The organism is Caballeronia sp. LZ016, from assembly GCF_031450805.1.
Taxonomy (GTDB): Bacteria; Pseudomonadota; Gammaproteobacteria; order Burkholderiales; family Burkholderiaceae; genus Caballeronia.
Genome location: NZ_JARTVY010000003.1, coordinates 307,654 through 320,615, shown reverse-complemented (window position 1 = coordinate 320,615; position 12,962 = coordinate 307,654). Strand labels below are relative to the sequence as shown.

Sequence of the window (12,962 nt, the reverse complement as noted above, 5' to 3'; positions counted from 1 at the left end):
GCAGGCCGTCGCGCGCGTGACGGACATCATGCAGGAGATCGCGGCGGCGTCGGCTGAGCAGGGGCGCGGCATCGAGCAGGTGAATCTCGCAATCACGCAGATGGACGAAGTCACGCAGCAGAACGCTGCGCTCGTCGAAGAAGCGGCCGCCGCCGCGACGTCGCTCGAAGAGCAGGGACGCAGGCTCAACGAAGCCGTGGCGTTCTTCACTGTGGACAGCGCATCAGCTGCATCGACGCAAGCAGCGCGGCGGGTCGCTCAGCTTGCCGTGGCGCAGCCCACCACCGTCGACGGCTGGAGCGCTCTCTGACGCCGCTGTTGACGTCGGATCCGTCGCGGGGCTTTCGATGGTCACGACCGGGCCTTCATAGGCAATAGCGGCGCCACGCCGCACTCCGACGTGCTCTATAGTTCGATGCTGTTTCGCGGCTGGTTCCGAGTGTGAACCAGTCATCCGAACGGCGCCAGTGAGGCGATGCGGAGCGACCGCAAATGGCCGGTTGCGGAAGCGCAGCGGTCGTGAAAGAGTCCGAACGATCTATGGCTCAGCCGTCGCCTGAATCTCGCCGACGTCGAGAGTTTGGCGCAGGCGGGTAGCGGTGCGATGGCTGGACAGGCCCATAAGATTGCTGACCTGCTCGTTCGTCTTGCCGGCAACTATATGCCGACGCCCGAACGTGTTTCTGAGCAACCGAGGGCTTTCGTCGGCCGCAGACAATCCCCGCGCGTCGAAGCGCTGCCCGCACGCATTTGAGCATGGTGTCCGGCTGCATCGGCTTGCCCCCTGCGGTGGCGATAAACAACCATTGCGTCGCGCATGGCGTGCTTCGGCGCGCCCTGTGGTACTTGCCCAAAACGTCGGCCGCGAACGCATCAATCGGCACACGCCGCGCGATACGAGGCCCGTGCTTCTCAACGAAAACGGTTGGGCGCTCCCCGACCACATCGAGGTCGTCGACTCGCAACTGCCGGAGTTCGGCTGCCGTAACGCCCGACGCGAGGAACAGCGCCACGATCGCCGTGTTCCGCAGTTCCTTGAACACAGCACCTTCCGTTGCAACACACACCGCTTGGAGCCGTGCATCGTCTCCCGATGACAGATAGATCGGCGTTGGTTCGTCTTCCGGCCAAGTCTCATTGGCAAGCATTTGCGCGGCTGGATTGTCAGCGCGCAGCTCGGAGTTCACGAGGTGACGCGTGAATCGGTCAATCAGCTTGAGATAGCGCAGGCGCGTCGTTGTGCCGGGCGCGCAGTCCTGCGCAAGGTCGATGAAGAAACCGTCGAGGTGGTCAGCGCCGTAGTTGGCGACCGTTGCCCGATGGGCCCTCAGATAGTCGTTGAACCGCGAGAACATCGAGCGGTGCTGGACGATCGTTTGGTCTGCGAACGCGCGGCGGTCGGCGCCGGTGGCTTCCTCACGTTGCCATGCTGCGTAGGCGTCTTCTGGTGCAATAAGCCAAAGGTCGTCAGGCATAATAATCTATATACTGAATTTCACTACAACCAGACACTACAGCGAAGCTATCGCTTCGCCAACCCAAAGCCACCAGCGACGGGGGCGCTTCCTGCGATCTCTCGCTGGATGGCGTCAAGGCAAGCTGCGGGTCCGCCGACGACGATGCGTGCGGAACACGCCAGCATCAGATTGACGCTCAAGCCAAAGTCTTCAATAAGATAGCCGCGCGCACAAAAAGCGCCGTCGCTTTCGGTCGCCGCTGCCTCAACGCGCGCAGCCAGCGGCGCTTCACTGGATCGATATGCCCACACGGCCTTGCCAAGCGCAACGGCAAAGCCGACTTCGAACGCAGTGCCGCTGTCCGGCTCGCCCGCGCCCCGAAAATCATCGAGGTTCGCCATGACGATATCCGCCGAACGGATCAACTGGACGTTCGCCACATAGATGTGGCGCGCAGCGTCCTGCGGTGTGAGAGAAGAGGGGACGTTGCCGTCGAGCGGATAGAGCCCAACGAAGCCGCGATCGCGGCAGAGCTGCTTGAGGTGCTCGCCGTGTTCTTTCGCGTTACGGCGGAAGACATCGAAGCCCGCAAGGTAGATGCGTGGCTCGCTCGCCGCGCGCTCAATCGGCAGCGGAGATGGGTCGATCCTTCCTTCCCGGACCCGGCGTTTGATCCGGTTTAGCTGCTTCTTCACAGCCAAGGCGCTCTTGCCGAGACTGTTTGCTATCTGGTCGACCGGTAAGCCCTGATCGAGCAACTCCATCACTGCGCGCTGCGACTTCGTCGAATTTCTTTTGGGCATCGGTTCGTGGCTTCGACTGCAGGGCTATTGGAACGCCTATGAGCTTACCAATAACCGCGCCTAGTCAAGTCACTCGCCGCTCCCGCCTCAAGCTACGGGGAACTGACCAACGGCGGTTGCGAGTTCGTTAGCCTGCGTCTCCGAGCCTGGAAGAAAGGACGTATGGCATAGTGCGGAACGTCAGACGACCTAAGGGGAGAAAATGACGACCCTCTCAAACATCGAAGAAAGGATTAGGAAATTGCAGGCTCGAGCAGACGCGATTCAAAAGAAGCAGGCCATTGCTGCCGTCGCAAAAATTCATTCGCTCATGAAAGAGCACGGCCTGACAATCGACGACCTGACTAGTCGAGGTAGAGCTGGCGCAGGAAAGGACTGGGCCAAGGCTGCGCTAGCTGCGACCGGCAAATATCGCGATCCGAAAACGGGCGCAACGTGGAGCGGTCGAGGCCGAGCACCGGCGTGGATAGCGAATGCTAAGAATCGTGCGAGATTTCTGGTCTCTGCGGCAGTCGAGTCTAACGATAGCGACTCGGGCAAGCGCACGGGGAACTACCCTCGCGGTCCCCAACCAGCGAAGTACCGAGATCCCAAATCGGGAGCCGAATGGAGCGGCCGCGGCAAGGCGCCGGGATGGTTGGCATCGGTGAAGGACAGGACCAAGTTTCTGATCTCCGCTGCTGACACCAAAGCGGCTGGCACTAAGAAGCCGAATTCAGAAACGAACGCAACGCCGGTGCGCTCCGTTAGGGCCGCAAAGACGCCCAAAGCGGCGAAGGCCCCCCGCGCGAAGCGGAAATAACCGCGCAGGGCGGGGCGTCTTCGTTCTTTAGAAAACGCAAAGCGGTCAGTCGACCGCTCGCCAACGCCTGCTCACGCTTCGGTTTTGATGACGGCCATCGTCGCGCGCAGCGTTTCGGCTGATGCTGAAGCGAACCGCCAGCGGCGGCCGCCTGCTCGACGAGCGCTGCGTTCTGCTGCGTGACCTCGTCCATCTAGGCAATCGCCGTATTCACCTGCTCGATTCCGCGACTCTCTTCGTTGGAAGCCGACGCGATCTCGTCCATTCGGGGTCTCGGCACCGCTAAGCAGTCTGCGCCTTGATACCCTGACAACCGCACCGCAGGCGCGTCAACGGCTAAACATCTTGGCCGCCGAGCCGTTATCAAGCGAAGGCGGGGGCATCAGCCTTCAACGGATCGAAGAAACAGCGAGCTTCACGAGCAATGACGATAGGCGAAGAAACGACAATCTACGTTCAATTACAGATCGACGTGTACGGCGGTTGCATTGAGCTAATGAGCAGAGACGTCCCGGAGGCAGAGGCGCGTCGCATGTTCAGCAAGGTGGTGGCCGACCCCCGACCGGTGAAAGAAGATATCGCAGCGTTGCTTGCGACGGAGACTCGCGGCGACACCTTGCTGTTGGGCTACTCGGCGCCCGGCCTTCGCGGTCGTCACGGCACGGTTGAATTCGCCCTTGAGCATGCAATTGATGCTGCCGAGAAGTATCTCGGCTTTCCTGCCGATGAACTACGCGCAACGCTCCGTCTCGCTAACGTCTCCGCGCTGATCGATGAGCGTGAACGCGGCATGGCGACTCTGCAAGCTGAATTTCCCGAGCTGGCCGAACTCTATGAGGCGTTCGTCGATGCCGTCGACGACTTGAGGGAAGACCCACCGCACGAGGTGACGCGAGACATTGCGCTCACCTGTGGAGCGCTGCACTAAAGAGCTGCGTCACTAGCGTGAGGCAAGGCGCGACCCCCGATCGCGCAGTCTCGTAGTCGCAACTAGTTCCTAGACAAACGCATTCGCCTGACGCGTCCCCGGCAGCATCCGATCGAACTCGCGCTTGACGATGCCGTAGCATTCGCACGAGCGCTCTTCAAGAGCAGCCCGGTCGAGCAGCTTGATGCACCCGCGCGTGTTATGGAGAAGACGCGCATCGTGCAGCTTCCCAATCGCTTCGGTTACCCCTTCGCGACGCACGCCGAGCATGTCAGCGATCGATTGCTGCGTCACCCGCATCTCGTCCGACCGTACACGGTCCGCTTGAAGCAGGAGCCACCGGCACACCTGCTTGCTCAACGTATGATGACGGTTGCACGCGGCGGTTTGAGCGACTTGTGTGAGCAGCGCTTGCATGTAAATGAGCGTAATGCGCCGGAGCAGGTCGGAGCGGGCGAAGCGCGCCCTGAGAGCGCCGGCGGTCGTCCGATACGCCGACCCGGCTACTTGCACCTGCACGCGAGTCGGCATGCTATCCCCGCCGGTCAACACCGGCACGCCAGTCATGCCTTCGCGTCCAATTGCTGCCACTTCGACGCTGCCGCCATCTTCCATCGTATGCAACAACGTGATGACTGCCGTCGTTGGGAAGTACACGTGGTGGATGCATTTACCGGAGTCGCAAAAGTTGCCCCGCACGCAGCTGAACCAGTTCGAGGTCTGCTGCTACGAGTTCCCATTCCAGCGAGGGAAGGGCGCCCAGCAAATGATTGCCGTGAAGGTGCTGCGACCTTGTCAATATCGATATCTATTTCGCTCGACGGGCGCAACATGGAGGTCGATGAAAGCGTTACTGCGGAGTTGACAGACGGCGACGCTTCTTCAGACTCGTGGTTGGCGTTGCATTAGCTCGCGCGCCGTGCCGAGCATGCCGTCGGCGATGCTGCCCGAATCGATGCTGTAGCTACCGTCACGCAGAGCGGCTCTGATTAGGATACTCGGCTCACTACCTAGGTTACTGACGCGACAGCATTGTCAAGGCAGCGCCTGACGCGTAGTGGATGCTCAGTGGGAAGAATTCTGCCGGCAGCGATATTTCGCAAGCGCACCGGTAACGGCCGCTCGTACCGACGCAGGTTTTTCTCTGCACGGCTACCTAGAAGAGCTCCTTTTGGGCAAGTGCTAGGCTCAGCGCCTCGTTCTGTTCCGGTGTAAGGCTCCGTGGCTCGACGAATTCCTGCTGGTGGAAAATCATCGAGCCATAGACGTCAGCGAGCACGCCACCGCGGGGGCAGATGGAGAAATCGTCCGTCGAAGCTTGGCGCTCCCGCCAATAGTTGATGGCCTGCTCAACGTCAGTGATCGAGTACATGCTTTGCAGTCGTCGATTTGAGATAGGCTCTCAGTTCTTCGCGGCCAGCTTGGGGGTTTGCCAGCCTGAACCCGAGTGCGGCAGCGACCTCATCGTCGGTCCTCGCCGCCAGCATAGTCAACTCGCTAGTGGTGAAAGCACGTTCAAGGTCGTCTCGGATATGAGACGTGCCAAACCGCTCGTAGTTCCTGATCAGGTTTCTCGCCGTTTGCTCTTTGAGCTTGTGGGTGACTTCGGCGTAGTCATAGAAGAGGCGAGCAGCGCGCCTTTCGTGGTAAATGGAGTCACTCGGGTACGCAGCTCGCACTTGCTTCTTGTAGGCCAGTAGCTCCCGACCGATTTCCATCCAGTCAGACGTCTTCAGCTTTTTATACGACTCGAGCATCATTGCGTGATCTTTTCAATTGTGGAACCGTTCGACCGTGTCCGCTGCACGGTCACCCGTGAGTCTAGTGCATCGACAGACGGCTCATCAGTTCATGGCGCGTAATATGGGGATCGGCTTTCTTCAGCGTCAGCGCAAGCTTCACCTCCTCGTCGCTTTTCGAAGTGAGCGAAGAAATGTCCGTAAGTCCGAACAGTCGCGTCAGCTCGGGCCTCATCTCGGACTGCCCAAAGCGCTCATAGATACCGACAGTCTGGCGAATTACCACGCTGCTCAAATTCATCTCTGCCTTCGCAAGGTCGAGAAACATCGCATAGGCCTTGCGCCTCGCTTGCAGGTCGTTCATTTCGGCAGCGACTGACGACTCTACGATTTTGCCAGTAACGTCGCGCTGGATCTCTGCCAGTTGTCGGGCGTCTTCCCACCATTGGGGCGTAGTGAAATACATTTTTCCTCTGTCACTTGTTGAACTTGTCGGAATTTGAGCGGTTGCGACGGCCCGCACATGGGCACAACTCTGCATAACGGCAACCCGTTCATATTGTTTAGGCAGCGCAGTGCAAGTGACAGATTACGGTCCGCGTGGCAGAGTCAAGGCCGCGCCGGCGACGGACGGCAGACATCCTGAAGCGAACGATCGGGGCGCAGCTTCGTCGAGCTGCATTCGCTCTACGATCCCACGATCGCATAATCTCGATCGGTAACCGAGAGGAGGCGGAGCACATCGTGCAGGCCCGTGCTCCGGGAGATTCAGGGGTAACGACGCCGCGCGTGAAGCACGTTCACGATCTGGATACGATCACGCTTCACGCGATAGACAATGATGTAGTTCGGCATCACGACCATCTCCCGGGTGTTTGGCTTGCGGCCTTCGCGGTAGACGTAGGGGTGGTCGGGCAAAGAAGCGGCCGCCGCGATGAGGGCTTCGAATACGAAGTCTGCGGCGGCCGGATTGTCTTCTTCAATGTGGTCGTAGATGCTTTGAAGGCTGCGCCGAGCGCGCGGGCGCCAGTCAACGAGCATTGCGTGCTCGTCGTTTGGCCTCTATGTGCGTGCGCATCTCCGCGACGACCTGATCGTGCGGAATGTCTTCGCCTTCCTCATCGAGCGCGAGTTGGACTTCTTTCCGGAACCACTCGTCGTAGGCTTCGGCTTCTTCCTTCGTGTCGTGCCCGCTCACTGCCGGTTCGGTCCAAATATTTCCCATGAGGCGCCTCGCTAAGATACCCTTCATGATAGCGCGGGCACCCTGGCGCGTCAGCGTATGTCCGCGCCAGAGGACAGGCGCGCCCTGCTGACGACTACTTTAGCTTCTTATGCGGTGGTTCGCCTTTGAATGGTAGGCTTGAGGAAGAAGGTGACCTCAACCATGTATTTTCCGGTTTTCGCTAGTGTGGGCTCGCCCAGCGGACGGTTCGCGTGAATCCAACCTGCGCGGCGTAGATCGACGGAGCCTAGTTCGTCGGTCCCTGCCAAGGAGGAAACTGTGCGGGATTCCTTGTTTCCACGTGGAAACCACGTCAAGCACGGCGCGCGTCGCAACGGGTAGCGCTTCAGCAGTCGCGCGTCCATGCCGTTATGACGACATGGACACCCGTGACACCAACCTCCTAGGGGCGTTCGAGCTCCGGATGATCGACGCCGATATCTCCCATATACGACTTGCTGTTGAAGCGGTCTTGCGGGAGCCAAATTCTGCTGTGCCGCTTCTTTACTGGCGCAGGCGGCTCGAACAACTCTTGCGCAGCCGTCACCTTATGCACCATCAAATCTGCGCGGTGACCGACCTGCTCAGCCGACTCGCAAATATTGACGGCGACTCAACCGGCCACGCGCTTATGTCCGAACCCTTCGACGAGCGATCGCCTCGATATACGAGCCTTCCTTAGGCGCCTCCCCGATACATACCCTTTATCGTAAACCTTAGGACGGTCTAAAGCGGCGTGGCGTCGAAAAGTTCGACCCTTGAAATCATAGTTTCACAAGTGAAACTCCCGCCTTGGAAAGACGCGCAGCGACATCGCACGACAGCCCCGAGGAAACTCACTTGGCGCCCAGAATAGGGATTTTGTTTCGAACGATCGTTCGATAACTGCCATTATGTCAAACGGCGCGGCGGGCATGACGCCTCTTTGGCAACCGGCACACAAACCGGCACACAATCCGGTTGCACCACAGGATTCGACCACGTAATGGATTGATTTAAAAACAAGACTTCCGCCAACGATCCGGCATGGAATCCGGTAGAATGCGACTATGGATACGACTACCATGGGCCCGATGGTTCCAGAGGAATCGTCGTCTCGACTTCTCGAAGATGACACGCTGTCGCTCGTCGCGGAAGCGAGTCGATTGGCGGGCCGACTTCATCCAATCTTGCTGGATTCGATCGGTGATCTTGTCCGCTCGATGAACTGCTATTACTCCAATTTGATCGAAGGGCACGACACTCATCCGCGCGACATTGACCGGGCACTTGCCAACGACTTCTCGGCCGAACCCAAGAAGCGTGACCTACAGAAGGAAGCGGTCGCCCACATCCACGTTCAGCAATTGATCGATACCGGACGCGATCCAGATGCGTGGCCGGCTTCAGCAGCTTATGCGTCGTGGTTACATGAAGAATTCTGCGCGCGACTACCGCCGGAGATGCTTTTCGTCACTGACGAGAAGACTGGCGCGCGTCTCGAGATAGTTCCCGGCGAATGGCGCAAGCGAGACGTGCAAGTTGGCCGGCACATTCCGCCACCGCATGAAGACCTGCCCCGCTTCATGTCGCGTTTCGATATGGCTTATGGATCGCCGCCGCTTACCAGGCTTCGGCAACTTCAGACTGTCGGCGCAGTGCATCATCGCCTGCTGTGGATTCACCCCTTCCTTGACGGGAATGGCCGTGTCGCGCGGCTGATGTCCCACGCGTTGTTCAAGCGGCTTGAGGTCGGAACCAGTCTATGGTCAGTGGCGCGGGGCCTGGCGCGCGATGAGACGAACTACAAAGCGTTGCTTGCGCGGGCTGATAGGCCGCGCGAAGGCGACCTGGACGGGCGTGGCAATCTCACTCAGCGCGGGTTGATCGAATTCTGCAAATTCTTCCTGGATCGTTCAGTCGATCAAATACGTTTCATGAGCGGGCTACTTGAACCGGCGACGCTGCTGACCCGCATTGAAATTCACATTGAGGAGGAGGTGCGGGCGAAGCGCCTGCACCGTGGCAGCTTCCCGGTTCTGCGCGAAGCGCTGATGAGCGGCGAGGTCGAGCGCTCTAAAATTCCGTCGCTTACCGGCTACGAGGAGCGCGGCGCGCGCAATGTTACGGCTGGGCTGGTTGACCGAGGGATGTTGACCGCAGCGACCCACCGCGCGCCCCTGCGTCTGGCTTTTCCCGTCGACGTGGCCGAGCGCTGGTTCCCTAACCTCTACCCTGCCAACGCGGGATCGCGGACATGACAGAGAAGATCGTCGAGCTCATCCGGCGGTTTTCGCCGATGTCGCCTCACTCGAAAGATTGGGACTTTCTCGCGCCCGGTCTGGGCCGAACTCAGCGGTGGCATCAGATTGAGGACCAGTTCCGTGTCTTAATCATTGCAGACCCGGGGGCCGGTAAGACGTTCGAAGCCCAAACGCGTGCACGTCGGATCAAGGAGCGTGGCCGTCATGCCTTCTTCATCCGAATTGAAAGAATCGACGCGATTTTCGACCAGTCGTTCGAGGTCGGCACGGCGGACGAGTTCGCCGCTTGGCTCGCCTCCACGGAGGAAGCTTGGTTCTTCCTCGATTCGGTCGACGAAGCCCAGTTAGAGACGCCGCGCGCGCTGGAGGATGCAGTCCGCATCTTCGGCACTAAGATCTATACCGCGCTCGATCGTGCACACATCTTTATCACCAGCCGGGAGGATGCTTGGCGGGCGCTACCGGACCAGACGCTGATCGAACAGCATCTGCCCTATGGCGAGCCAGCGTCCGATGGCGAGGATGACACCGCTAGCAGCGAGAGCGACCCTACGCTCAAGCTGTACCGGCTAGCCGGACTGTCGGAGGATGAGATCGCGCTGTTCGCCGGCCATTATGGCGTAAGCGACGTGACTAACTTCGTCGACGCGGCGAGGCGAGCTAATCTCCTGACCCTGGCCGAGCGTCCGTTTGACTTAAAGGCGCTGATTGGCGTTTGGATCGCTGACCATCGACTCGGGAGTCGCCTCGAAGTGCTCCAGCGGATGATCGCGCTGCAGACCAAACCACGGCTGGCCGTAACTGCCCCGGTGCGCCCTAACGCCGCCCAGATGCGGGATGGTGCCCGCATACTGGCGGCCGCGGTGACGATGACCGGCAAGACCGTCATTGGCCTTCCAGCGGGCGTTCACACCGCGGATCGCCTCGACCCGCGCACTTTACTGACAGGCTGGACCGACGCCGAGATCGACACGCTCCTCCGCACCGGCCTGTTTGATGACATCGTTTATACCAGCGTCCGGTTTCGCCACCGCGAAATCCGTGAACTGCTCACTGCCGAATGGGCAAATGATCTGCTGAACGAGCCTGGCGTCCGCGCGCGGGTTGAGGACCTATTCTTTCGTGAACGCTACGGCGAGCAAGTCATCGTGCCGCGGACGCGCCCGATATTAGCATGGTTGATCCTGTTCGATGAGGAGGTGCGCGACAAAGCCCTCGCCCTAGCCCCGGAGATTGCGAGCGAAGGCGGCGATCCGTCGCGCCTGCCGCTAAAGATTCGCCAAAGCATGCTTCGCGATATCGTCAACCGGATTGCTATAGGAAGGGAAGTATGAGCGTCATGGAAAATAGCGCGATCGAACGCATCGCCGCTCCCGACCTGGCAGGCGACGCATTGGCGCTGCTCGAAAGATATAGAGACAGTGACGACGTCATCTTCTTTCTGGGCCGGCTTGTCTGGCAGGGAGAGATGGCAAGCTGTGCGCCGGTACTCTTTGACATTGCGGCCAACACGTCGCGCGGTAAATACGCTCGAATCGCCGCGATTCGGGGCGTCATGTCGGTAGGTGACGAGGCGCTTAAGGATAGTCTCTGGAAGACGATCGCTACGGACCCTGGCCCCTTGGACCGTGCCGTTTTCGCTGAGCTGGTGGATTGGGCGGCGCCGACCGCGCCCAGCGTGGATCTCATATTACGAATACTCGCCCACGCGTCGCCGCACGAGCGCTTCAACGTAACAGGCCTCAGCTATTCGCTTCACAAGTTTGTCGAGAAGTTGCCGGTAATGGCAGACGCTATCGAAGATCATCCGCTCGGGCGCCTGGTTGAGGGGTTGAATGGTTTCTTCGATCGCGAGCCCTTTGTGGAGCGTGGTGAATGCCAAATCTCGGAAGAATTCCTGTGGCTGATGCCCGTCGCCGTTCACGCCGTCGATCGCTTAGTCTCGGCGCGGTCGGCGCAGGCGCTGATGCCTGCCGCAATTGCGGTGCTGCGCAATCTGCCGGCCCTGCAGTTCTGGCGGAACGGCGATGTCGACGACTATAAGAACGCGCTGAACAAGAACGTCCCGCGCTGGCCAGAACTTAACGATCGGCTCTATTGGACGTCGATTGAAGTATGCCGTGCGCGTAGGGCCGCAAAGGGTGATGCGCTGACAGATGATTGGCCGATAGCCTATCTCGGCCATTTCTGGCGCTTTGGCGCGGAGGATTTCGAGCGGTGCCTGGAATGGGTCGCCGGGAAACACGGGGACGATCGAGCCGTCGCGCTGTCGCGCTGTCTTCAAATCTATGTAGATTCTGATCGCCCGTCGGCTTGGCTCGCGGCATTACGCGCAGCGGTCGCTGATGCCCCGGCGCTTGCCGCGACCCTGGAAGCGCGCCTTGATCCAAAGCCATCGGCGGCCATGGTCAAGATGGAGGCGGAAAACCGGCGTTGGAAGCGCGAAAGCGAAACGCGCGAACGCAAGCAAAAGAAGAACCGCAGCGATTGGGTCCGCGCCCTTAGGGCCAATCCCGACCGGGTGTTGCATCCCGCAGGCTTACAACCAGGTGAGTTCAGTAACGACCAGTATCACCTGCTTCTCAGCGTCATGAATAGCGACGCAACCACTAGCCGCGCAAACGGTGCGAATTGGCGGGCGCTGATGCCTGAGTTTGGGGAGCCGGTCGCCCGCGCCTTTCGCGATGCCGCGATCGCGCATTGGCGTGCCTATCGGCCGATCTTAAGATCGGAGGGCGGCGAGACGGGCTCGACGCCCTTCTCGCTAGTCTTTGCAATGACCGGCCTTGCAATCGAAGCGGCAGAGGACAGCGCGTTTGCGAAGCGGCTGACTGAAAAGGAAGCACGGCACGCTTTTCGTTATGTCACTTGGGAGTTGAACGGCTTTCCAGCATGGTTCGAGAGGCTATATCGCGCCTTTCCGAAAATCGGCTTTCAGGCCGTGGCAACAGAGCTTGTTTGGGAGCTTGAACATAGCGTTGGCGAGCACCCGCTTCACTATATCCTCCACGACATTCTCTACCACGCGCCATGGCTGCACGGCGAAGTCGCGCCCCTGATCCTAGACTGGCTGGTCGCGCACGATGTGCTCAATGCCGATTCGCTGCGCTATTGCCTGAACATTCTGGCTGCGAGCAGTGCTGCCCCCGGCGTTGTTGGAGCGCTCGCGGCAAAGAAAGCCACAGATGCTTTGTTGGAGGATCAGCGGCCACGGTGGTTTGCGCTCTGGGTCAATATCAATCCCGAAGCGGCGATCCCTGCGTTGGAACAACACCTCGATGCGCTTGCCCCTGCGGATGCTTCGACCTTTGCTCAGCTATTTATTGTCGCACTGCTCGGCGATCGGCACGGCGCGGGTACACGCATTAGCGCCTATCGAAACGCCGCCGATCTTAAGCGGCTCTATATCTTGATGAACCTCTACGTACGAACTGGAGAGGATATAGATCGCATTGGTAGGGGAGCCTACTCGCCGACGCTCCGCGACAAGGCGCAGGAAGGTCGCGATTCCTTGTTCGACATGTTGGTTGAGGTACCCGGCTCTGAGGCCTATGCGGCGATAAAGGCGCTCGCAGAGGAGCATCCAGAGCCAAAATATCGGCGATGGATGGCGCTGCGGGCGCTTGAGCGTGCAATGCATGATGCCGACGAACCGCTATGGACCGTCGAGCAGGTCCGCAAGTTTTCGATAAGCAACGACAGCTGATGGGCCGGCATTATCGCGTGAGGGGTGAAAGCAGCGCGTCAAATGGAATTAACGCCCCC

At 59.7% G+C, this 12,962-nt stretch carries 13 protein-coding genes and 3 pseudogenes; 6 read left to right on the top strand and 10 right to left on the bottom strand.

The window, feature by feature from the left end; genetic code table 11:
* A pseudogene (locus P9220_RS20495) lies at positions 1–310 on the top strand (methyl-accepting chemotaxis protein); the annotation flags it as partial.
* Positions 311–545: 235 nt separating this feature from the next.
* Here P9220_RS20495 and P9220_RS20490 read toward each other — a convergent pair.
* A complete protein-coding gene (locus P9220_RS20490) occupies positions 546–1,475 on the bottom strand; it encodes a tyrosine-type recombinase/integrase (RefSeq protein ID WP_309767224.1) in 930 nt (309 codons plus the stop codon).
* A 47-nt stretch (positions 1,476–1,522) separates the two neighbouring features.
* The gene (locus P9220_RS20485) at positions 1,523–2,260 is read right to left on the bottom strand and encodes a nucleoside 2-deoxyribosyltransferase (RefSeq protein ID WP_309767222.1); all 738 of its coding nucleotides are present in this window, start codon (positions 2,258–2,260) and stop codon (positions 1,523–1,525) included.
* 202 nt (positions 2,261–2,462) lie between these two features.
* On the opposite strand from P9220_RS20485, the gene P9220_RS20480 reads away from it, so the two are divergent.
* A complete protein-coding gene (locus P9220_RS20480) occupies positions 2,463–3,062 on the top strand; it encodes an H-NS family nucleoid-associated regulatory protein (protein ID WP_309767220.1) in 600 nt (199 codons plus the stop codon).
* Here the strand turns inward: P9220_RS20480 and P9220_RS20475 are convergent.
* A pseudogene (locus P9220_RS20475) lies at positions 3,007–3,327 on the bottom strand (methyl-accepting chemotaxis protein); the annotation flags it as partial. The gene P9220_RS20480 and the pseudogene P9220_RS20475 overlap by 56 nt on opposite strands.
* A 159-nt stretch (positions 3,328–3,486) precedes the next feature.
* Here P9220_RS20475 and P9220_RS20470 point away from each other — a divergent pair.
* A complete protein-coding gene (locus P9220_RS20470; protein WP_309767219.1) occupies positions 3,487–3,990 on the top strand; it encodes a hypothetical protein in 504 nt (167 codons plus the stop codon).
* 69 nt (positions 3,991–4,059) lie between these two features.
* On the opposite strand, the pseudogene P9220_RS20465 reads toward P9220_RS20470, so the two are convergent.
* From P9220_RS20465 to P9220_RS20435, 7 genes and pseudogenes are all read right to left on the bottom strand, one after another.
* Positions 4,060–4,792: pseudogene (locus P9220_RS20465) on the bottom strand (Crp/Fnr family transcriptional regulator).
* Between the two features lie 80 nt (positions 4,793–4,872).
* Entirely contained in the window at positions 4,873–4,980 is a 108-nt protein-coding gene (locus P9220_RS20460; RefSeq protein WP_309767246.1) for a flagellar biosynthesis anti-sigma factor FlgM, read from the bottom strand.
* A 166-nt stretch (positions 4,981–5,146) separates the two neighbouring features.
* Positions 5,147–5,362: a DUF3717 domain-containing protein gene (locus tag P9220_RS20455; protein ID WP_309767217.1), complete on the bottom strand. Its 216-nt coding sequence runs from the start codon at positions 5,360–5,362 to the stop codon at positions 5,147–5,149.
* Complete coding sequence (locus tag P9220_RS20450; RefSeq protein WP_250482171.1) at positions 5,346–5,750, bottom strand: hypothetical protein; 405 nt, start codon at positions 5,748–5,750, stop codon at positions 5,346–5,348. Before P9220_RS20450 ends, P9220_RS20455 begins: the two co-directional genes overlap by 17 nt.
* Positions 5,751–5,811: 61 nt before the next feature.
* The gene (locus tag P9220_RS20445) at positions 5,812–6,195 is read right to left on the bottom strand and encodes a hypothetical protein (protein ID WP_309767215.1); all 384 of its coding nucleotides are present in this window, start codon (positions 6,193–6,195) and stop codon (positions 5,812–5,814) included.
* Between the two features lie 302 nt (positions 6,196–6,497).
* Positions 6,498–6,770: a type II toxin-antitoxin system RelE/ParE family toxin gene (locus tag P9220_RS20440; RefSeq protein WP_250482173.1), complete on the bottom strand. Its 273-nt coding sequence runs from the start codon at positions 6,768–6,770 to the stop codon at positions 6,498–6,500.
* Positions 6,760–6,954 carry an antitoxin gene (locus P9220_RS20435; protein ID WP_309767213.1) on the bottom strand — a complete coding sequence of 65 codons (195 nt, stop codon included), beginning with the start codon at positions 6,952–6,954 and terminating at the stop codon, positions 6,760–6,762. Before P9220_RS20435 ends, P9220_RS20440 begins: the two co-directional genes overlap by 11 nt.
* 1,049 nt (positions 6,955–8,003) lie before the next feature.
* Between P9220_RS20435 and P9220_RS20430 the strand changes: the two genes are divergently transcribed.
* From P9220_RS20430 to P9220_RS20420, 3 genes are read left to right on the top strand one after another with little or no spacing between them, the layout of a single operon-like run.
* Complete coding sequence (locus P9220_RS20430; protein WP_309767212.1) at positions 8,004–9,194, top strand: Fic family protein; 1,191 nt, start codon at positions 8,004–8,006, stop codon at positions 9,192–9,194.
* On the top strand, positions 9,191–10,531 hold the full coding sequence (locus P9220_RS20425) for a hypothetical protein (protein ID WP_309767211.1): 1,341 nt from the start codon (positions 9,191–9,193) through the stop codon (positions 10,529–10,531). Before P9220_RS20430 ends, P9220_RS20425 begins: the two co-directional genes overlap by 4 nt.
* Positions 10,528–12,903: a hypothetical protein gene (locus P9220_RS20420; protein WP_309767209.1), complete on the top strand. Its 2,376-nt coding sequence runs from the start codon at positions 10,528–10,530 to the stop codon at positions 12,901–12,903. Before P9220_RS20425 ends, P9220_RS20420 begins: the two co-directional genes overlap by 4 nt.
* The last annotated feature ends 59 nt before the right edge of the window (positions 12,904–12,962 follow it).

What these genes read in the sequence shown, in the direction of transcription:
- P9220_RS20490 (WP_309767224.1), bottom strand. Translation starts at nt 1,475, where the DNA reads ATGCCTGACGACCTTTGGCTTATTGCACCAGAAGACGCCTACGCAGCA.
- P9220_RS20485 (WP_309767222.1), bottom strand. Translation starts at nt 2,260, where the DNA reads ATGCCCAAAAGAAATTCGACGAAGTCGCAGCGCGCAGTGATGGAGTTG.
- P9220_RS20480 (WP_309767220.1), top strand. Translation starts at nt 2,463, where the DNA reads ATGACGACCCTCTCAAACATCGAAGAAAGGATTAGGAAATTGCAGGCT.
- P9220_RS20470 (WP_309767219.1), top strand. Translation starts at nt 3,487, where the DNA reads ATGACGATAGGCGAAGAAACGACAATCTACGTTCAATTACAGATCGAC.
- P9220_RS20455 (WP_309767217.1), bottom strand. Translation starts at nt 5,362, where the DNA reads ATGTACTCGATCACTGACGTTGAGCAGGCCATCAACTATTGGCGGGAG.
- P9220_RS20450 (WP_250482171.1), bottom strand. Translation starts at nt 5,750, where the DNA reads ATGATGCTCGAGTCGTATAAAAAGCTGAAGACGTCTGACTGGATGGAA.
- P9220_RS20445 (WP_309767215.1), bottom strand. Translation starts at nt 6,195, where the DNA reads ATGTATTTCACTACGCCCCAATGGTGGGAAGACGCCCGACAACTGGCA.
- P9220_RS20440 (WP_250482173.1), bottom strand. Translation starts at nt 6,770, where the DNA reads ATGCTCGTTGACTGGCGCCCGCGCGCTCGGCGCAGCCTTCAAAGCATC.
- P9220_RS20435 (WP_309767213.1), bottom strand. Translation starts at nt 6,954, where the DNA reads ATGGGAAATATTTGGACCGAACCGGCAGTGAGCGGGCACGACACGAAG.
- P9220_RS20430 (WP_309767212.1), top strand. Translation starts at nt 8,004, where the DNA reads ATGGATACGACTACCATGGGCCCGATGGTTCCAGAGGAATCGTCGTCT.
- P9220_RS20425 (WP_309767211.1), top strand. Translation starts at nt 9,191, where the DNA reads ATGACAGAGAAGATCGTCGAGCTCATCCGGCGGTTTTCGCCGATGTCG.
- P9220_RS20420 (WP_309767209.1), top strand. Translation starts at nt 10,528, where the DNA reads ATGAGCGTCATGGAAAATAGCGCGATCGAACGCATCGCCGCTCCCGAC.